We start from the raw sequence: 19,824 nt of genomic DNA, 5'->3' as shown, positions 1-19,824 counted from the left end.
GTATTAACTTAGAGTATTGCTATCCATATTATTGTTAGTTGATTGTTGCCGGCTTACGAATATTAATATGGATATGAAATCTAAATTAAGAGAGTGATTTTAAAGAACGAAGAAACAAGCCTAAACCGCCGACCGCTAATACTAGAATTACAATCAGGTCAAAAGATGACATGCTATGTAAACTAAAGCGAATTGATGAAATAACACCAAAAATTAAAGCGGTTATAGAGCCTATGGCAAGTAACCAGCCTAGGATATTTTTAGCATTATAAAAGATCATGCCAATTCCTAGTATAAAAGGGATCATAATCGTTCCACCCGTAATGCCAATGCCACTACCGAAACTATGTAAGCTATAAATGCGCGAACTTAAGCCAAAATTTGACGAGACAGTGATTGCATTAAGTAACATATAAAAGCCTCCACACATCATGATTAATCCAATAAAAAAATGCCCGGTACCACCTGAGTTTCCTCCTGCTCCATTCATTGTTTACTTCCTTTTTATTTTGTTCTTTATGTCATCGATACTAGGGATATTGTTATGATTTTAAATCGGCTTAAGTTTAAACCTAAATCATGCACCAAGAGTAATTTACATTGTTATTACTTTCAAATTATTATTTTTGAAACTGGTTGAACTTGTTACTTGAATCTAAGCTTGAGTTCAAGATTACAATTGCTCTGTAAATCTTGTTTTTTAGGCTCGTGGATGAAGCAGGGTAAGGCGAGAGCTTTTTATATAAACAGTAGACATAAAAAAGCCCCGTTAATTAACGAGGCTAAATAATATTATTAATTTCTAGATTCGCATAATAAGTTCAGTTTTATTTAGGTTGCTTTTTTTTGCGAGACCAGCCTAAACCAAGTAAACCCATACCAAATAATGCAATTGAAGCAGGCTCAGGAATCGACGATACTTTACCAAATATTTTTTGTGCTATGCCATAAGTCGATGTATTAACTGACCCATCAAAATCAGTATTATAAAAAAGTGAAGCAGTTGCTGGCCCTACAATAGTCAAGTTTGTTGCTTGTGAAAAATCATGATGTTGAGCTAAAAAATAATTACCCGCAGATAATTCGATGTCTAAATTTGAAATTAAAAATGAAGTGATATTAACCGTGTCACCGAATGGGGTCGTTAATAGAGATTGAGATGTTGATGCTTTAATTGTAGCTTCATAAGTTGCCGCACCTAAATCAGCGATACCGGTTGTACTTGGTGCTTCAAATATTTTCCAAGTTGTTGATTGATAATTTGCATTACCTACCGCTGCCCTATCAACTGCAAAAAATTCAAAACCAGTAATAGTCCAGTCAGTAGATGCTGTAAAAGCTGACATTGCCGTCCACTGCTCTGCGCCACAGCCCTGTGCTACACATAGACCAGAGTCGTCATCTGGTGCACCTGTATCTAATAAAATGCCTGCATTAGCAGTTATGCTAGCAAATAACAAAACAAACATGCTTATAATTTTATTCATATTTTAATTCCTTGGCTTTAATTTCTACCCTAATAGTAATATCTAATGCAATTATTGTTCCTGTTTTTTAAGCGTCTGATTTTATGAGTTTAAATTTAACTTTATATTAAGTATTAGTAATAGTGTAAAAATAACTGACACTTTTTGATGGTCATATTCGGTATTTTTTACTTTTAAAGCCAAATAACCACGAAGGCACGAAGGGTGGGGAGGTTAGGTCGAAACAATAATTTTTACTCTTTTTAGGATTTCTTCGTGCTCTTCGTGCTCTTCGTTAAGCGCAGCGCTTCGTGGTTGGGTTGCTTATGCTCTTCGGTGTTTTAAAATCAAAAATAAAAAGCAAATTAACCACGAAGGCACGAAGAGTAAAGAAGTAAGAGCAAAACAATAAATACAAGGGAATTATTTTTAGTTTTTTGCTTCGTGTTCTTCGTGAAGCGCTTCGTGGTTGCTTGAGTTTTTAAAGTCAAAAGGCAATGAACCACGAAGGCACCAAGGGTAAAGAAGATAAGCTCTAAACAATAAATATAATAGCAACTACTACAGCGTTTATTGTTTAGTTTTTCTTCGTATTTACGTGAATCTAAATTTGTCTGTTTTGATTAAACACATTCTCTATTTCAGTCAAACTAGTTGGATCGTCAATGGTTGATGGCGTGACGTATTTTTCTCCATCTGCAACCTGTTTAATTGTTCGACGTAATACTTTCCCCGAGCGTGTTTTAGGCAAGCGATTAACAATCACTACTTTTCTAAAGCTCGCCACCGCGCCTATTTCATCGCGCATTTTTTGTAATAACTCTTTTTCCACATTACCATCTACTGAATAGTGGCCATCTTTGAGTACTACAAAGCCAAAGGGGATCTGTCCTTTTAATTCGTCATGCGCACCAATTACGGCACATTCGGCGACATCATCATGAGCACTCAAGATTTCTTCCATCTCACCGGTAGATAAACGATGCCCTGCCACATTAATTACATCATCGGTTCTGCCCATCACAAACAAGTAACCGTCGGAATCAATATAGCCACCGTCACCGGAAACATAATAACCAGGAAACTGTGTTAAATAACCACTTTGAAAGCGATCATGGTTACGCCAAACCGTTGCTAAACAACCCGGTGGTAAGGGTAATTTTATAACAATAATGCCCTGTGTATTGACGGGAACTTGATCACTTAGTTCATCTAAAATTTGCACATCAAAACCTGGGGTTGGTTTAGTCGAAGAACCAGGTTTCAATGGAAATTTTTCCAAACCAAGGGGATTGCCTGAAATAGCCCAACCCGTTTCCGTTTGCCACCAATGATCGACCACTGGTCGCTGCGTTTTTTGCTCTACCCATTTTAACGTGGGTGGGTCTAAACGCTCGCCGGCCATAAAGATGGTACGTAATGCAGGCATCGGATATTGCTTAATCAATTCGCCCTCAGGATCTTCTTTTTTAATCGCTCTAAATGCAGTCGGAGCAGAAAATAAAATATTAACATGGTGTTCTTCACACACTCGCCAGAAAGCCGCTGGATCAGGTGTTCTAACTGGTTTTCCTTCATACAATACGGTGGTGCAGCCGTGAATAAGCGGAGCGTAAACGATATAAGAATGTCCTACTACCCAACCAACATCCGAAGCCGCCCAAAATACGTCACCTGGTTTTGCGTTATAAATTGTCGACATACTGTACTTCATTGAGACTGCATGTCCGCCATGTTCACGTACCACGCCCTTCGGTTTTCCGGTTGTACCAGAGGTATATAATACATAAAGCGGATCGTTTGCATTCACGGGCACGCAATCATGTGCCATGGATTTTTCTAATTGTAACGACCAATCTAAATCACGATCTTCTACTCCTGGGTTGCTGTTAAGCTCAGCAGGGCATTGTTCACGCTGCAATACGATCACTTTTTCAGGTTTCCAGCGACTGTCCATGATCGCTTTATTGACCATTGGCATATAAGGAATGATTTTTTGTACTTCGATTCCACAGGACGCTGTCATAATCACTTTTGGCTCTGCATCTTCGAGTCTAATCGCTAATTCATTTGCAGCAAAACCACCAAATACCACTGAATGTATTGCGCCCAAGCGGGCACAGGCAAGCATCGCCATTACAGCTTCTGGGATCATTGGCATATAAATAATAACGCGATCCCCTTTAACAACACCCAGATCAGCAAGCATACCTGCGGTACGAGCCACTTGATCGGTTAATTGTTGATAGCTGTAATGTTGCTTTTTCCCAGTGACCGGCGAATCATAGATCAAGGCTGTTTGCTCTGCTCGACCATTAATTACGTGATAATCTAAGGCAAGGAAACAGGTATTTAATTGGCCATCTGCATACCAACGGTCGATGCCGTTTTCATCTTTTTGTAAGATAGTTTTTGGAAACTTATACCATTCAATTGCTTTTGCTTGCTCTTCCCAAAATTTTTCTGGATTATTTTTCGCTTGCTCAAATTCTTTTTGATATGCAGACATAATTATCTTCCTTTTAATTAATCATGATAAAGAGGTATTGTGGTTGCGTTATCATCAATAACTATTCAATAGCTATAAATTAACCACGCAATAGTCATTAACATCAGATAGTGATGACAACGACCTCTTTTATCTGGCCTAATTTTCTGTTGATACGTTTCCTTTGCATGCCAGCCATTATTGATAGTGGCTAGCAGTCGATTGATGCTAAAGCGCCTTTTATATTGTTGATGCAGGCACTCTTACCCAACCTTCCATTAATATTCGAGCACTACGACTCATTGTTGCTTTCTCAACAATCCATTGACCCTGTTGTTGGGTCGCTTTGGCTCCTACCTTTAAAGTCCCCGAAGGGTGTCCAAAGGTGATTGATTGATGCTCGCCTCCTCCTGCCGCAATATTCACTAATGTGCCAGGTATCGCAGCTGCGGTACCAATTGCTACGGCAGCTGTTCCCATCATCGCATGGTGTAATTTACCCATTGATAACGCTCGTACATTGAGGTCAATCTGCGCCTTGCTGATCTGTTTGCCACTTGAAGCAACATAATCATGAGCAGGGCTGACAAATGCTATTTTTGGCGTATGTTGACGTGAAGCCGCTTCATCTAAGTGCTTAATTAAGCCCATTTTCAAAGCCGCATGGGCACGAATCGTTTCAAATTTTTGCAGTGCATCGGCATCAGAATTAATGACATCTTGTCCTTCAGTACCGAGATAACCCAAAGCTTTGGCCTCTAAAAATACCGTAGCGATACCTGCGTTAATCATGGTCGCATCAAAAGTGCCAATATCAGGAACATGTAATTGATCCACCAAATTATTGGTTGGAAACATAGAATTGTCCGCATCTGAGGGATCGACAAATTCCACTACAATTTCCGCAGCAGGGAAGGTCACGCCATCTAATTCAAAATCACCAATTTCTTGTACTTGGCCATTACAAATAGGGATATGCGCAATAATAGTTTTACTGATATTAACTTGCCATATTCGTACCACTGCAAAACCATTGTAAGGAATATTAGCCGGTTCAATCAGGCCCGCATGGATAGCAAATGCACCCACGGCAGCAGACAAATTGCCGCAATTACCACTCCAGTCGATAAAGGCTTTATCAATTGCAACTTGACCAAATAGGTAATCAACATCGTGATCGGCTTTATCACTTTCAGAAACAATGACCGTTTTACTGGTACTAGATGTTGCTCCACCTAAGCCGTCTGTTTGTTTGCCGTAGGGATCTGGGCTACCGATAACACGCAACAACAATGCATCGCGTGCTTGTCCTGCTTGCTGTGCAACTTCAGGAAGATCATGCAGATTAAAAAATAATCCTTTACTGGTGCCCCCACGCATATAAGTCGCTGCTATTTTGATCTGAGGTTGAAATGTTTTTGCAGCGCTTGTTAACGTATTACTCATGTTCGGCTCCTTGCTGCGATGATTGCAGAAAATCTTCGGCAAAACGTTGTAAAATGCCTCCCGCATCGTAAATAGACACTTCTTCAGCGGTATCAAGACGACATTTTACTGGAACATTTACAACGTCACCGTTAACTCGGTTAATCACTAAAGTAAGTTGCGCGCCTGGGCTACGGTCGCCAATCACATCAAAGGTTTCAGTACCATCAATGGCATAGGTATGGCGATTTTCATTATTAATAAACTCTACTGGAAGCACACCCATACCCACTAAGTTGGTACGATGAATACGCTCAAATCCTTCAGCAACAATTACTTCAACACCAGCTAGACGAACCCCTTTGGCTGCCCAGTCGCGAGAAGAACCTTGTCCATAATCTGCACCGGCGACAATGATCAAAGGTTGTTTACGTTGCATATAGGTTTCAATCGCTTCCCACATGCGTTTTACTTCACCCTCAGGCTCAACACGTGCCAGTGAACCCTGTGTTACTTCACCATTATTAGTGACCATTTCGTTAAATAATTTAGGATTCGCAAAGGTGGCACGTTGCGCTGTTAAATGGTCACCTCGATGAGTTGCATAGGAATTAAAATCTACTTCAGGTAATCCCATTTTATCGAGGTAAGCACCCGCTGCACTATCTAACATAATGGCATTAGAAGGCGATAAGTGATCCGTGGTGATATTGTCTCCAAGCACAGCTAATGGGCGCATGCCTTTTAAAGCGCGCTCACCTGCTAATGCACCTTCCCAATATGGAGGGCGGCGAATATAGGTACTTTGAGGTCGCCAATCATAAAGTGGGTCAATAGCGGCAACGTCATTACCGTAATCAACTTTAATATCAAACATCGGCTCATAGACGGCTCTAAATTGCTCCGGTTTAACACTTTCTTTAATCACTTGATCAATTTCAGCATCACTTGGCCAAATATCTTTTAAAGTGATGTTATTACCTTGAGCGTCAACACCTAGCGCATCTTTTTCTATATCAAAACGTATCGTGCCTGCAATCGCATAAGCCACTACAAGGGGAGGGGAAGCGATAAATGCTTGTTTAGCATAGGGATGAATACGTCCATCAAAGTTACGATTACCGGAAAGCACCGCGGTGCTGTACAGGTCTCGATCAATAATTTCTTGCTGTATTTTAGGATCTAACGCGCCACTCATACCATTACAAGTAGTACAAGCAAACCCAACAATGCCAAAACCAAGCTGCTCTAATTCAGTTAATAAATTTGCTTCTTCAAGGTACAACTGCACCGCTTTTGAACCCGGTGCTAAAGAGGTTTTAACCCAAGGTTTGCGGGTTAATCCTAACTTATTGGCATTTCTTGCTAACAACGCTGCCGCAATCACATTGCGTGGGTTAGAGGTATTAGTACAACTGGTAATGGCCGCGATAATACAAGCACCATCGGGCATCTTAGTACTTCCATCCTCATGTTTATCCATTACACCTGCAATACCTTTGCTAACAAGGTCTGCAGTGGCAACGCGACGATGCGGGTTAGAAGGTCCTGCGATATTGCGTCCAACGGCAGATAAATCAAAGTTCAGTACACGTTCATACTGCGCTTCTTTTAATGCATCAGCCCAAAGGCCTGTTTGTTTTGCGTAGTTTTCAACGAGTTTTATCTGTTTTTCTTCTCGACCTGTTAAACGTAAGTAATCGATAGTTTTCTGATCGATATAAAACATGCCAGCAGAAGCCCCAAATTCAGGGGTCATGTTGGAAATAGTTGCTCGATCACCTAACGTTAAATCAGCAGCACCTTCACCATAAAACTCTAAATAACAAGATACTACTTTTTGTTGGCGAAGAAACTCAGTGATCGCTAAAACAATGTCCGTAGCTGTAATGCCTTCTTGGCGTTTACCAAATAAATTAACGCCTACAATATTAGGTAGGCGCATATAAGAAGGGCGACCTAACATAACGCTTTCTGCTTCTAAGCCTCCCACACCCACTGCAATGACACCCAGTGCATCAACATGTGGTGTATGACTGTCTGTTCCTACAAGCGTGTCGGGGAAAGCAACACCGTCTCGGCTTTGAATAACCGGCGACATTTTTTCTAAATTAATTTGATGCATAATGCCGTTGCCGGGTTGGATCACATCAATATTTTCAAAGGTTTTTTTGGTCCAATTGATAAAATGAAAGCGATCTTCATTTCGTCTATCTTCTATCGCTCGGTTTTTTTCAAAGGCATCTTTTTCGAAGCCCGCGTGTTCAACTGCTAATGAATGATCCACAATCAGTTGAGTCGGTACTACTGGATTAACCTTAGCGGGATCGCCACCTTTTGCTGCAATTGCATCGCGTAAACCGGCCAGATCAACCAAGGCTGTTTGACCTAAAATATCATGGCAAACAACACGCGCTGGGTACCAAGGAAAATCTAAATCTTGTTTACGTTCTATTAGCTGTAATAGCGCATCATGCAAATCCTTAGGATCACAACGGCGAACTAAATTTTCAGCGAATACCCGTGAGGTATAAGGTAATTTTTGATAAGCGCCAGGTTTAATCTCATCCACAGCTTGTTGCGTATCAAAATAGTCTATATTGCTGCCTGCTAGCGGTTTGCGATATTGAGTATTGTTCATCACATTTATCCTTGCATTACGGTTGCTTTTTCACGTGTTTCAATAGGAGTGACGACGCGTGGTTCACTGCCCGTATAATCTGCACTTGGGCGGATAATACGGTTATTTGAACGTTGCTCCATAATATGAGCCGCCCATCCTGTTAAACGTGAACAAACAAAAATAGGTGTAAATAATTTGGTAGGAATGCCGAGATAGTTATAAGTTGAAGCATGGAAAAAATCGGCATTACAAAATAGCTTTTTGGTATCCCACATAAACTCTTCACAGGCGACGGAAATATCATATAAGCTACTGTCGCCATTTTCTTGAGCGAGTTTTTCAGACCATTTTTTAATAATGATGTTGCGTGGATCTGAGGTTCTGTATACGGCATGGCCAAAGCCCATAATTTTCTCTTTGCGAGCTAACATTTCTGCCATTTTTACTTTAGCGTCCTGTGGCGAACTGAATTTTTCAATCATATCCATTGCCGCTTCATTTGCGCCACCATGAAGGGGGCCACGTAAGGTACCGATAGCACCTGTCACACATGAAAATAGATCTGATAACGTTGATGCACAAACACGAGCTGCAAAGGTAGATGCATTAAATTCGTGCTCAGCATATAAAATGAGGGAAACATCCATCACGCGCTGATGTTGCTTAGAGGCAGTTTCACCATTAAGCAATTTTAGAAAATGTCCACCCAGGCTGTCTTGATCAGTGACACAATCTATTTCAATCCCTTGATGTGAGAATTTATACCAGTAACACATGATCGCAGGGAAAGCCGCCAATAAACGGTTAGCGGCATGTGTCTGTTGAGAAAAATTCTGTTCAGGCTCTAGGTTACCTAAAAATGAACAACCGGTTCTCATTACATCCATCGGGTGTGTATCGGCTGGTATCAGCTTTAATACTGTTTTTAATGCATCTGGCAAATCACGCATTGCAAATAATGTTTTTTTGTATTCATCGAGTTGCGTTTGGGTTGGTAATTCGCCATTAAATAATAAATATGCAACCTCTTCAAAGGTAGTATTCTCCGCAAGATCAGCCACATCATAACCGCAATAAGTTAAACCACTTCCAGACTGTCCGACTGTACATAACTTTGTCTCGCCAGCGCTTTGACCACGTAATCCTGCACCGCCAATATTTTTATCACTCATCATATTTTCCTTAATAGTTGGTATTACTTACTTATTGCGTCTATATAAACTCGCCGTATTTGTTATCTGTTACTTATTATTTATTAATTGCTACTTTTCACTAGAAAAGAGGGCATCTAACTTTTGTTCGTAATCGTGATAACCTAAATAATCATAAAGCTCCATGCGTGTTTGCATGGTACCGATCACTGCTTTTTGGTCACCGTCTGCTAATAGTGTTTTATAGACTAATTCAGCGGCTTTATTCATCGCTCTAAAAGCTGACAGTGGATACAACACCATTGCGCAACCCCATTCACCTAACTGCTGTTTATTCCATAATTCAGTTTCACCAAATTCAGTAATATTGGCTAGAATAGGCACATCTAATGCAGCTGCAAATGCACGGTAATGTTCTTCTGTTTTTATCGCTTCAGCAAAAATGCCATCGGCGCCTGCAGCAACATAAGCCTGTGCACGTGCAATGGCTGCTTCTAACCCTTCTTGAGCGAAAGCATCGGTACGCGCCATGATGAAGAAATCTTTATCTGTACGAGCGTCAACGGCTGATTTAATGCGGTCAACCATCTCCTGCGTTGAAACAATCTCTTTATTAGGACGATGTCCGCAACGTTTTTGAGCTACTTGGTCTTCAATATGAACCGCTGCTGCTCCTGCTTTTTCCATATCGCGAATAGTTTTTGCAATATTAAATGCGCCGCCCCAGCCAGTATCAATATCCACCAATAGAGGCAAACTAGAGGCTGACGTAATACGCTGTACATCTGCAATCACATCATTTAAAGAGGTCATGCCTAAATCAGGCAAACCGTAAGAGGCATTAGCGACACCGCCACCTGAAAGATAAATCGCTTGATGACCAAGTTGCTCTGCCATCATTGCGCAATATGGATTAATGGTGCCCACTACTTGCAGTGGTTTATTATTGCTAATGGCTTGTCTAAATTTTTTACCTGGACTCATGGTGTTACTCCTCTAACAATTCGTTTTCAATTAATAGTCGACTGTTTTTAATATGTCTGCGCATTAACATTTCCGCTAATTCCGGATCGCGTGCTTTGATTGCGTTCAAAATAGCAAAATGTTCGTATAAGGCTTTTTCAGGGCGTGCGTGCGAACGAGGCGATTGATAACGATACATTCTCACTAGGTGATATAACTGGTCGCATAATAATGCAATCAATTGGTGATTCTTACTGGCTTGAATAATCAAGTAGTGAAAATCAAAATCGCCTTGTTGATAAAAATATGAAGCACCATCAACCTGTTCTATATGTGATTGATGGCGATTTAATAAATCCTCTAATACTGTTATTTCAGCATCGGTAATATATTTACAAGCAAGATTCGCCGCCATTCCCTCTAGTGCTTCACGTACTGCATAAATTTCTATTAGTTTGTCTAAGCTCAGTGTGACAACGCGAGCACCTACATGAGGAACGCGTTCCACTAAATTTAATGATTCAACGCGCATCATTGCTTCACGTAAAGGGCCTCGGCTCACGTCAAAGACACGCGCTAACTCTGGTTCAGATATTTTACTTCCCGGCGGATATTCTCCATTGACGATCGCTTCTATCAAGCGAGCCGTTAAATTATCTGATTTTATTGGGTCTTTGTTTTCTATCATAACTCTTCTTATTGTTAACACTATTTGTGTTTTATGCGTAAATAGTAACCCTTTAAATATGATTATCAACAATATTGTCAACAATTTCGGTTTTTTAGCGAATTTGATTTTAAAAGAATCTAGTTGATCACAAAACGGACAATAGTCTTTTTTATATAAAACATTAATCATTGGTAACATAACTAAAAGATGCTGTATCAATGATAAATTTGACGAAGGGAAGAAAGAAACGACAACATGGAGTGAACAATTGGGGAATATTATTAATAAGATGGGTTGGTAGAGTGAGTGTTAATTTTCGCGCTGACTTTGCATCTTGAGGTATCACGGGTATATTAGCCGCTTATTATATAGGCGCCTAAATCATGTCAACTGCAAATAGACTAAATCAATCACTACCTGTAACGTCTGCACTACTAAAATCGCACCAACTGTTGGACTTATTAGATCAACTCGCTCTCCTGTTAAAGCATCGAGGATACTGGCAAGATGAAGCGCCTAGCGAACAACAATTAGCCAGTGTTCAACCTTTTGCAATTGATACTTTGACGTTTCCACAATGGCTGCAGTTTATTTTTTTAGTGCGTTTTAAACAGATGCTAAAACAGCCATCAACATTACCATCGACACTCTGTATTGCGCCGATGGCGGCTCAGGTGTTGCCTAACGACGTAGCCATTTTTAAATTATTGTCGACAATCGATTTATTAGTAAGTGAATAATATGACGCAACAAAAAACAACTGCAGGCATTGAAGGCCCAGACAACCCTGATCAACCTGACACCCTTGATCAATCAGACAATTTTGACCATCTAGACAACTTAGATAATATAGAGGGCATGTTAGCCACGGTTGCTGAGCAACAGGATATTAGTGTGCAAAGCAGCACACCTGAGTTAGAAATTTTATATCAAGATGATTATGTCGTTGCGATCAATAAACCCTCTGGTTTGCTGGTACATCGTAGTTGGTTAGATACCCACGCCACCGAGTTTGCTGTGCAAAAGCTGCGTGACCAAATCGGTCAGCACGTTTATCCAGTACATCGTTTAGACAGACCGACTTCAGGTGTATTGTTATTTGTATTAGACAAAGACAGTGCAAGGCATTTAATGCAACAGTTTATCGATCAAACCACCGAGAAAAATTATCTTGCCGTGGTTCGAGGTCATCTCGACCAAGGGGTTTTGGATTACCCCTTAAAATATCAGTACGATAAAATAGCAGATAAAAAAGCCGATATGACCAAACCTCCGCAGGAGGCAGTGACTGAATACCGCTGTTTAGCTAAAACTGAAATCCCAATTGCTGTTGGCCCTTATCCTGCTTCTCGTTATGCACTGATGGAGCTAATACCTAAAACCGGACGTAAACATCAATTACGCCGACACATGAAGCATTTGCGTCACCCTATTGTTGGTGATACCTCGCACGGAGATGGTAAACACAATACTATGTTCAGAGAGAACTTTGCTATCCATCGTTTATTATTACATGCTGCATACTTGAGTTTTACTCACCCTAAAACAGAGCAAAAAATTGAGGTACACGCGCCAATAACCGGTGACTTTTTACGCGTGTTGTCTGATATTAATTTACCTTATAAGTTTAGAGAATAACTATGTTTACAACCTTGAATAAAGTATTACTCGGCCTAGTGTTGATTATGATAGTTGCTTATTTTTTGCAAAATCGCGCTAATACTCCGGAAGCCTGTGCCAATATTGATGGATTATGGGATGCACAAGAAGCTGTTTGTAAAACACCAACACAACAGGTGATATTCCAATCTTTATCTAAACCTCATCCGGTTGCTATTGTTTACCCTGACAGCGAACGCTTAGTTAGCTTGAATAAAGTTGAACAAATAGAGGATTACGTTTATTTTCGCGGTCATTATGAAACTTTAGTAAAAGCGGCTAGCGACGGTAATGAGTCCGTTTATGATCGTGGATCTGTTTACCTCAATATCAGCAAAGTAACATTGTTAGATAAGCACACCAAAGATCTCACTTATTTTGCTGCGCCTTTTATTATCAATACTGCTGGGAATAGTGTGTTTGTTTATGTTGGACTTTTTTCTTATGATTTTACTAGCCAGCAAGCCAAACATCTAAGTTCTGCGTTATTGGGGAACCGCATTCGAGAAGAAGAAATTGAATTAAAAGAAAGTAGCGTGGTGAAAAATAATGTATTTGTGCAAGAAGGCTCAATCCAGGTTAACTTTAAAAGTCTAGGCCCAGATCAAACGGCAGCACAATACCCAACACAACAAAATGAAATAACATTACAGCTGGTGGCATTAGATCCGAAGGATGATAAGAATGCGACCTTTAGACGTATTACCGCGGTCCATGAAAGCTGGGATCTTGACCATGACGGTGTTAATGATTGTGAACAACAGGGTAATTGCGATCATACTGTTGATTATTCTAAAGCTAAAGCCGAGCTCTAAAGTGAAGCCCAACTCTATAATTCAAACACAACCTCAGTACACTAGAAATAGTTTAATATGTTAGCGATTATTGCCGATTTGTATTCGCCTCTATTAGCGCTATTTTGTGTGTATTATTTAAGAACAAAGATGAGTAAAAGTTTAGCGTTATCTTTAATCATTGCTTACTTGGCTGTTTATGGTTTCGCTTTCATAGAGTTTCATTTTGGATGGTGGTTAGCAATGGGGGCTAACTTTAGTTCCCATACCGCCGCGGTAATGGTGATAGCCTGTGCGCTATTAAGCTTTAGTTATAGTGTCGGGTTTTATGCATTGCTTAGTGTCCTCATTTATGGCTGGTTGATGACCGTTTTACACTACCATTCATGGTTTGATATTCTCTCAACTATGATCGTTTGTTTGCCTTGCTGGGGGAGCTTTATCATTGCTAAGCGAGCAAGTGCTAAAACTCGCTAACGTAAAAGTATAGGGAATATATGCTGTATCAAATTTATTTTTATGTACCTGAAGACGCACTCGATGCCGTGAAAAAAGCGATGTTTGATGCGGGAGCGGGTGACCTTGGCGAGTATCAACAATGCGCTTGGCAAATCTTAGGGCAAGGACAATTTAAGCCATCAGAAAATGCGACTCCGCATATTGGGCTGCCAGATGAGTTAACCAAATTAAATGAATACAGAGTTGAAATGGTGTGTAAAGAAAATCGACTTAAAGCCGCATTGAGCGCATTAATCAAGGCTCATCCTTATCAAGAAGTCGCCTATGGTGCGCTACCTATTGTTACCTTAGATAGCTTTAATAAAGGCTCCTAATAAATAACCTTAATCCATAACGTAAATAACTTACTGTGCCGCCTGCAAGGTGTGCTCTTTTTTGTCATGCACAAAATGTCCTAAACGCCAGCATAACCAAAATACAACTGCGTATAATAACCCCGCTCCCATCACTACCTGCGTCCATCCACCATGTTGCCAGCAGTAAATAAGATAGAAACCGCCCAAGCTGCCGGAAACATAATAATGAACTAGGTATAACGCAGTCGCTGTGGCTTTAGATCTTTTTGCCTGTTGGCTAACCCAACCGTAAGCTAAAGAATGGGTGAAGAAAGCCCCAAAACTTAATAAATTTAAGCCAATAAAAATGACCACTAAGGAATCATGGCTAGCGACTAGCATGCCTAATAAACCCATTATTGCACCAGCTAACATACCTGTAATAGGGCTAAATCGTTGACACCATATCCCCACTAGGCGAGAACTGACCGTTCCCGATAAGTAACATAAGAAAATCATCGCCGCGATACTAACAGGCATCGCATAAGGTTCACTGACCAAGCGAAACCCTGTCACCGTATATAAATTAATAAATATGGCAAAATTGACTCCCCCAATTAACATCGCAAAATAGATTTTTTTATTCTTTAAATGCTCAATAATAATATGATGGTATTGAGATAAAGGACTGCTTTGTATTGTATTTTGCTGATTAGGTTGAGGTAACACCCAAGCAACCACTACCGCACCAATTAAGCTTAGCAGCGCCATACAAGCCACCGCGGTTTGCCAATCGAAGTAGTCCGTAAGCATGCCACCAAACAAACGCCCTGAAATTCCCCCCAGAGAGTTGGCACTGATATACGCACCAATGCCGTGACTAAACGCTTTTGCTGAAAACTCTTCAGCCATATAAGCAACAGCAACAGCGGTGAACCCAGCCAGTGCCGTGCCCATTAAAGCACGGCTAATGATCAGTAATAATAAACTGTCAGTCAGTAATGAAGTTAAACCAATGGCGGGTAATAAAAACAAACTAATTAGCAGCACTTTACGGCGGCCTATTCGTTCAGAGGCAAAGGCCCAAGGTAATAACATTAATGCTAGGGTCAAGGTGCCCGCTGCTAATAACCAGTTGATGTGGGTAGCCGATACAGCAAAGTGATCCGCTAAAACGGGTAACATAGGTTGAAATAAATAGAGATTACAAAATACTAAAAATGAACCAAAAGCGAGTGCGGCACTAACTTTATAATAGGCTTTACTGCGAAACTCAATCATCAACGTGATCACCAATAGGAAACAAGAGCAAAACAGTAGCAAGTTACTGGGAATAGTGAAAATATATAATAATTATCACTTCAATAGTTTTTGGTTATAGTATGGATACAAGACTTCTCACCTATTTTGCCGCAGTAGCAAAGTATCAAAATATCACCCATGCCGCTAAGGCGCTTCATATCGCACAACCTGCTTTGAGTGTTGCAATTAAAAAATTAGAAGCACAACTAGAGCTGGATCTGTTTCGTCGTAATGAACGAAAAATTACGCTTACTCATGAAGGTGAAATATTGCTGGGTCATGCAAAACAGATCATTCAACAATTAGATGATGCAACGCTTGCCATGAAAGAATTAAGAGGGCTAGAGAAGGGGGAAGTGCGCTTAGGTGTGCCCAGTATCATGGGCTCCTATTATTTTCCCGATGTACTAATGGCATTTAAAAGCCGCTATCCTAAATTAAAACTGGTGATGATTGAAGCAGGCGCGCAGTCGATACAAAAAATGTTACTCGATGGCGATATTGACCTAGGGATTATTCAAGCGCGTAACTTGCCGGAAGCATTGGATTCAGAACATCTGATCCGTTCACAAATGGTAGCTGTGGTGCATACTGAACATGAGTTTGCCGATAAAAAGTCACTTTCCTTTGCAGAATTCTTTTCTCAAGAATTAATCATGTTTAAGCAGGGGTACTTTCACCGTGAAATATTAGATGATATTTGCCGGCAACAAAAATTAACGGCTAACTTCTCCTTTGAGACTAATTTACTGGCGGTTATGCTGAAGATTGTAAAGCGTGATTTTGCCATTTCAGCCTTACTTGAACTCGCGACTGAAAAAGAGCCCGATATTATTTCCATTCCTTTTGAAGAGCCGATCTTCCTTGATATTTCCATCGCATGGAGGAAGAAAGGCTACTTATCTATAGCTGACCGAACCTTCCTAGAGTTTGTAAAACAAAATCACTAAAGGGGCTGTGTGATAGATAACTGATTACTTAATTTGCTATGGGGCAGTCATCTTTTTACCACTTAACTGCTTTTCAATATAATCTTGAATAGGTGCATCTAAACAAGATTTACTCAAATATTGTTGTCCACCTTGCTCTAAATTCAGCATAAAGCCCACATCTGTTTCGCAAAAACTATTAATAGACTGCCAAGATAATTGGTTGTTGATGTAAACACTTTTATTTTCAATACCTTGTTCATCGAAAATAAGGGTGATTTTGTTACCTGCGTTTTTACTCATCATTTGTCGCATTAACCACCATGAACGACGGTATTTAAAGCTAAAATATTCTAATACCGCAATCCCAAAGAAAAACCATGCTAGTAAACCTTGCACTTCAGTTGCAAACAAAAAAAACAAACCCGCTAAAATTAAACCTGCCATAAACACTAAACGCGGCTTTTGTGGCCCTTTTAATAGCATCGATTGGTCAAAGCATTCGCCATAATGTGCTCGGTCTAATATAAAGTGCGTTTCAAACTGCATGCTTAACCTATCTTGTCTAAAAATATAAATAACGATTATACCTTCTTCTCTCCACCGTAAGCTAATTTATCGAGACTATCTTATGATAATTTTGTCGCTGTTTATCTTCATTTGAAGTGGTAACATATAATCATATTCTTCAATGCTTTATTAATAATGGGATGGATTGGTAAAATGAAAAAAGAAACGCAGATAGTAACTTTAGGCCGTGATAAAAAATGGGCAAATGGCGTCATTAATCCACCGGTAGTGCGTGCCTCTACCATGACATTTGAAACCATGGAAGAGATGCGTTTTGCTGCAAAAAATAAAGCAAACGGTTCATTGTTTTACGGTCGCCGTGGTGGGCCAACACATTTTGCATTTCAAGCTGCCATTTCAGAGTTAGAAGGTGGTGTAGGCACCGCTTTATACCCATCAGGCTCTGCAGCAATTAGTAATTCACTTATGTCTTTCTTAAAATCTGGCGACCATCTCTTAATGGTTGATAGTGCTTATGAACCAACGCGTGCATTGTGCGACACTTTACTCGCTGGCTTTGGTATAGAAACCACCTACTATGATCCAATGATTGGTGCTGGCATTAAAGACCTTATTCAAGACAATACCAAAGTATTATTTTTAGAATCTCCAGGTTCAATCACCATGGAAATCCAAGACGTACCTACATTGAGTAAAATAGCCCACGAGCACGGTGTGGTGGTGATGTTAGATAATACATGGGCTTCACCAATTAACTCTCGTCCATTTGATATGGGCGTTGATATTTCTATTCAAGCGGCGACCAAATACATAGTAGGGCACTCCGATGTGATGATGGGGACTGCGACCTCGAATGAAGCGCATTGGGAACAGTTACGTGAAAACAGTTATTTGATGGGGCAATGTACATCACCGGATGATGTGTACCTTGCCAGTCGTGGTCTTCGCACATTAGGTGTGAGAATGGCGCAGCATGAAAAGAATGCATTACAAGTTGCCAACTGGTTAGCTACACGTCCAGAAGTGGATCATATTCGCCATCCTGCCTTTGAATCTTGTCCTGGGCATGAGTTCTTTAAACGTGATTTTAGCGCATCAAATGGATTATTTTCCTTTGTATTAAAAGAAGGTAATAGTCATGCTTTAACGGCTTTAGTCGAGAATATGCATCATTTTAAAATGGGCTTTTCATGGGGTGGATTTGAAAGCTTAATTTTAAGTGTATCGGGCATCGATAAGATTAGAACTGTGACCAAATGGGATAGCAGTAAACCTTTGATCCGTGTTCATATTGGTTTAGAGAGCCCTGATGATTTAATTGCCGATTTAGAAGCAGGTTTTGATCGTTTTAATGCTGTGCTAAATAAATAGTAAGTAACTAGCTAGCTTAAATTCGCATAATCAGTTTATGCTTATTGAATGAATCGAAAGAAGGGGCCATTTAGGCTCCTTTTGTGTTTTAGTATTCGCTATTTATCACATTGAGTGAATTCAACTTTGAAGCCGATTAACAAGAAAATAAAAATGAGCACTAGAGAATGACTTTTTATATTTTAGGCTTAGCGATTTTATCTGTGTTTCCGTTCTGCAAAATAACATTCTTCAAACAACCAATTTGGCTATGGTTATTGATGTTGAGTGTACTCAGTGCCGCTCTCGAAGGTTATATCAATATAGTTGGGCTGGTGGCTATTACGTTTTATGTTGCTTTATATTACGGCACACTCAATATAAAACAGCCCATAATAAACAAAGTAATAACGATATTATTTATAGCCACGTCATTGAGTCTTGCACTGCATTATGTACCTGGTTTTAATAACTTACCGATTGTTGTTAACGAGCAGGTTAGCAGTGATGCTATCGCTTATACGCTGTACGCTAACTTCGATAAGGGCATTGCTGGCTTGTTATTGAGCGCTTACTACTTTTCAACGCTAGCGCCAAAACGACAGCGAACTTTAGATTCAAAGGGCATAGACTCAAAAAGCTTAGCTTCAAAAAAACTAGCTTTAAAACAACCTGCTCTAATCATTATCGGTACTATTTTAGCGACACTCAGCGTTGCTTTATTACTTGGTATTGTCAGCTTTAACCCTAAAGTACCTGATTTTTGGTTGGCATTTATTGCGATCAATTTACTTTTTACCTGCGTTGCAGAAGAGGCTTTATTTAGAGGACTTTTGCAAACTAAGCTTTCACAACAAATCATATCGCCTCGATTTGCAATACTCGCACCTATCATCATTGCCTGCGTTTTTGCGTTGGCGCACTTTATGGGCGGAGTTAATTACATTTTGGTTTCAGTCGTGGCAGGGTTTGGTTACGGTTATATTCTTTATAAAACCCAGCGTTTAGAGTGGGCAATCTTATGTCATTGGTTAGTAAATGTGTGCCACTTCTTTTTATTCACCTATCCGATGATTAAGCTTCAAGCATAAGTAAGCAAACCTCGAAAAGTAAAAAATGGTTAAATTAAAAGCTTTTTAAAGTCAAAAGCTAATTAACCACGAAGGCACGAAGGGTGGAGAAGGTAAGGTCAAAAGCTTTTTTAAATATTAATGGGTTTGTGTTGTTTTTCTTCGTGCTCTTCGTGAAGCGCAGCGCTTCGTGGTTGCTTATTCTTTTTAAAATCAAAGGCGATTTAACCACGAAGGCTCGAAGGGTGAAGAAGGTAAGGTCAAAAGCTTTTTTAAATATTAATGGGTTTGTGTTGTTTTCCTTCGTGCTCTTCGTGAAGCGCAGCGCTTCGTGGTTGCTTGATTTCTTTTAAAGTCAAAGGCGATTTAACCACGAAGATGTATGGACTCCCTCTCCCAGAGGAGTAACGTAATAAGTGCAAACTTTTACTTAGGAGCCCATACATGAATCATTTTAACGTTATTGCCATAGATTTGGCAAAAAATTCATTTCAGGTTTGTAAAACCGATCATCGAGGTCATGTTATCTTTAATCGTTCAATGTCCAGACAAAAACTTAAAGAATTATTAATCAAGGAAAAACAATCACTGGTGGCGATGGAATCTTGC

General features: G+C 40.0%; 18 protein-coding genes and 1 pseudogene. 9 read left to right on the top strand and 10 right to left on the bottom strand.

What is annotated here, in order from left to right:
* Positions 1 to 85: 85 nt before the first annotated feature.
* The 8 genes from MT391_RS13725 to MT391_RS13690 all read right to left on the bottom strand — a co-directional run bounded on the left by MT391_RS13725 (position 86) and on the right by MT391_RS13690 (position 10,804).
* Positions 86 to 490, bottom strand: a complete 405-nt coding sequence (locus MT391_RS13725; RefSeq protein ID WP_499498587.1) for a hypothetical protein — start codon at positions 488 to 490, stop codon at positions 86 to 88.
* Between the two features lie 337 nt (positions 491 to 827).
* A complete protein-coding gene (locus tag MT391_RS13720) occupies positions 828 to 1,487 on the bottom strand; it encodes a PEP-CTERM sorting domain-containing protein (protein WP_499498585.1) in 660 nt (219 codons plus the stop codon).
* A 583-nt stretch (positions 1,488 to 2,070) separates the two neighbouring features.
* The gene (locus MT391_RS13715; protein ID WP_499498584.1) at positions 2,071 to 3,975 is read right to left on the bottom strand and encodes a propionyl-CoA synthetase; all 1,905 of its coding nucleotides are present in this window, start codon (positions 3,973 to 3,975) and stop codon (positions 2,071 to 2,073) included.
* A 219-nt stretch (positions 3,976 to 4,194) separates the two neighbouring features.
* Entirely contained in the window at positions 4,195 to 5,400 is a 1,206-nt protein-coding gene (gene prpF / locus MT391_RS13710; protein ID WP_499498582.1) for a 2-methylaconitate cis-trans isomerase PrpF, read from the bottom strand.
* Positions 5,393 to 8,020, bottom strand: a complete 2,628-nt coding sequence (gene acnD, locus MT391_RS13705; protein ID WP_499498581.1) for a Fe/S-dependent 2-methylisocitrate dehydratase AcnD — start codon at positions 8,018 to 8,020, stop codon at positions 5,393 to 5,395. The genes prpF and acnD overlap by 8 nt, the downstream gene beginning before the upstream one ends.
* A 5-nt stretch (positions 8,021 to 8,025) precedes the next feature.
* Entirely contained in the window at positions 8,026 to 9,177 is a 1,152-nt protein-coding gene (prpC, locus tag MT391_RS13700) for a bifunctional 2-methylcitrate synthase/citrate synthase (protein WP_499498579.1), read from the bottom strand.
* Between the two features lie 87 nt (positions 9,178 to 9,264).
* Entirely contained in the window at positions 9,265 to 10,137 is an 873-nt protein-coding gene (gene prpB, locus MT391_RS13695) for a methylisocitrate lyase (protein WP_499498577.1), read from the bottom strand.
* 4 nt (positions 10,138 to 10,141) lie between these two features.
* Positions 10,142 to 10,804 carry a GntR family transcriptional regulator gene (locus MT391_RS13690; protein WP_499498576.1) on the bottom strand — a complete coding sequence of 221 codons (663 nt, stop codon included), beginning with the start codon at positions 10,802 to 10,804 and terminating at the stop codon, positions 10,142 to 10,144.
* A 365-nt stretch (positions 10,805 to 11,169) separates the two neighbouring features.
* On the opposite strand from MT391_RS13690, the gene MT391_RS13685 reads away from it, so the two are divergent.
* The 5 genes from MT391_RS13685 (at position 11,170) to MT391_RS13665 (ending at position 14,072) form a co-directional block, all read left to right on the top strand.
* Positions 11,170 to 11,526: a YqcC family protein gene (locus tag MT391_RS13685; RefSeq protein WP_499442079.1), complete on the top strand. Its 357-nt coding sequence runs from the start codon at positions 11,170 to 11,172 to the stop codon at positions 11,524 to 11,526.
* A gap of 118 nt (positions 11,527 to 11,644) precedes the next feature.
* Entirely contained in the window at positions 11,645 to 12,424 is a 780-nt protein-coding gene (gene truC, locus MT391_RS13680) for a tRNA pseudouridine(65) synthase TruC (RefSeq protein ID WP_499498622.1), read from the top strand.
* Between the two features lie 2 nt (positions 12,425 to 12,426).
* The gene (locus MT391_RS13675; protein ID WP_499498574.1) at positions 12,427 to 13,260 is read left to right on the top strand and encodes a hypothetical protein; all 834 of its coding nucleotides are present in this window, start codon (positions 12,427 to 12,429) and stop codon (positions 13,258 to 13,260) included.
* 129 nt (positions 13,261 to 13,389) lie between these two features.
* A complete protein-coding gene (locus MT391_RS13670; protein ID WP_499498572.1) occupies positions 13,390 to 13,716 on the top strand; it encodes a hypothetical protein in 327 nt (108 codons plus the stop codon).
* 20 nt (positions 13,717 to 13,736) lie between these two features.
* A complete protein-coding gene (locus MT391_RS13665) occupies positions 13,737 to 14,072 on the top strand; it encodes an NGG1p interacting factor NIF3 (protein WP_499498570.1) in 336 nt (111 codons plus the stop codon).
* A 30-nt stretch (positions 14,073 to 14,102) separates the two neighbouring features.
* On the opposite strand, the gene MT391_RS13660 is transcribed toward MT391_RS13665, so the two are convergent.
* Positions 14,103 to 15,314, bottom strand: coding sequence for an MFS transporter (locus MT391_RS13660; RefSeq protein WP_499498568.1), 1,212 nt, complete (start codon positions 15,312 to 15,314; stop codon positions 14,103 to 14,105).
* A 101-nt stretch (positions 15,315 to 15,415) separates the two neighbouring features.
* On the opposite strand from MT391_RS13660, the gene MT391_RS13655 reads away from it, so the two are divergent.
* Positions 15,416 to 16,285, top strand: coding sequence for a LysR family transcriptional regulator (locus tag MT391_RS13655; RefSeq protein ID WP_166372163.1), 870 nt, complete (start codon positions 15,416 to 15,418; stop codon positions 16,283 to 16,285).
* 36 nt (positions 16,286 to 16,321) lie between these two features.
* On the opposite strand, the gene MT391_RS13650 is transcribed toward MT391_RS13655, so the two are convergent.
* Entirely contained in the window at positions 16,322 to 16,813 is a 492-nt protein-coding gene (locus MT391_RS13650; RefSeq protein WP_499498566.1) for a YcxB family protein, read from the bottom strand.
* A gap of 174 nt (positions 16,814 to 16,987) precedes the next feature.
* On the opposite strand from MT391_RS13650, the gene MT391_RS13645 reads away from it, so the two are divergent.
* From MT391_RS13645 to MT391_RS13635, 3 genes and pseudogenes are all read left to right on the top strand, one after another.
* Positions 16,988 to 18,166, top strand: a complete 1,179-nt coding sequence (locus MT391_RS13645) for a cystathionine beta-lyase (protein ID WP_499442086.1) — start codon at positions 16,988 to 16,990, stop codon at positions 18,164 to 18,166.
* A gap of 167 nt (positions 18,167 to 18,333) precedes the next feature.
* On the top strand, positions 18,334 to 19,236 hold the full coding sequence (locus MT391_RS13640) for a CPBP family intramembrane glutamic endopeptidase (protein WP_499498565.1): 903 nt from the start codon (positions 18,334 to 18,336) through the stop codon (positions 19,234 to 19,236).
* A gap of 423 nt (positions 19,237 to 19,659) precedes the next feature.
* Positions 19,660 to 19,824, top strand: a pseudogene (locus MT391_RS13635) (IS110 family transposase); the annotation flags it as partial.

It is taken from the genome of Vibrio sp. 1-Bac 57, assembly GCF_037546855.1.
Taxonomy (GTDB): Bacteria; Pseudomonadota; Gammaproteobacteria; order Enterobacterales; family Psychromonadaceae; genus Psychromonas.
This window is presented reverse-complemented; position numbering and strand designations above follow the sequence as displayed.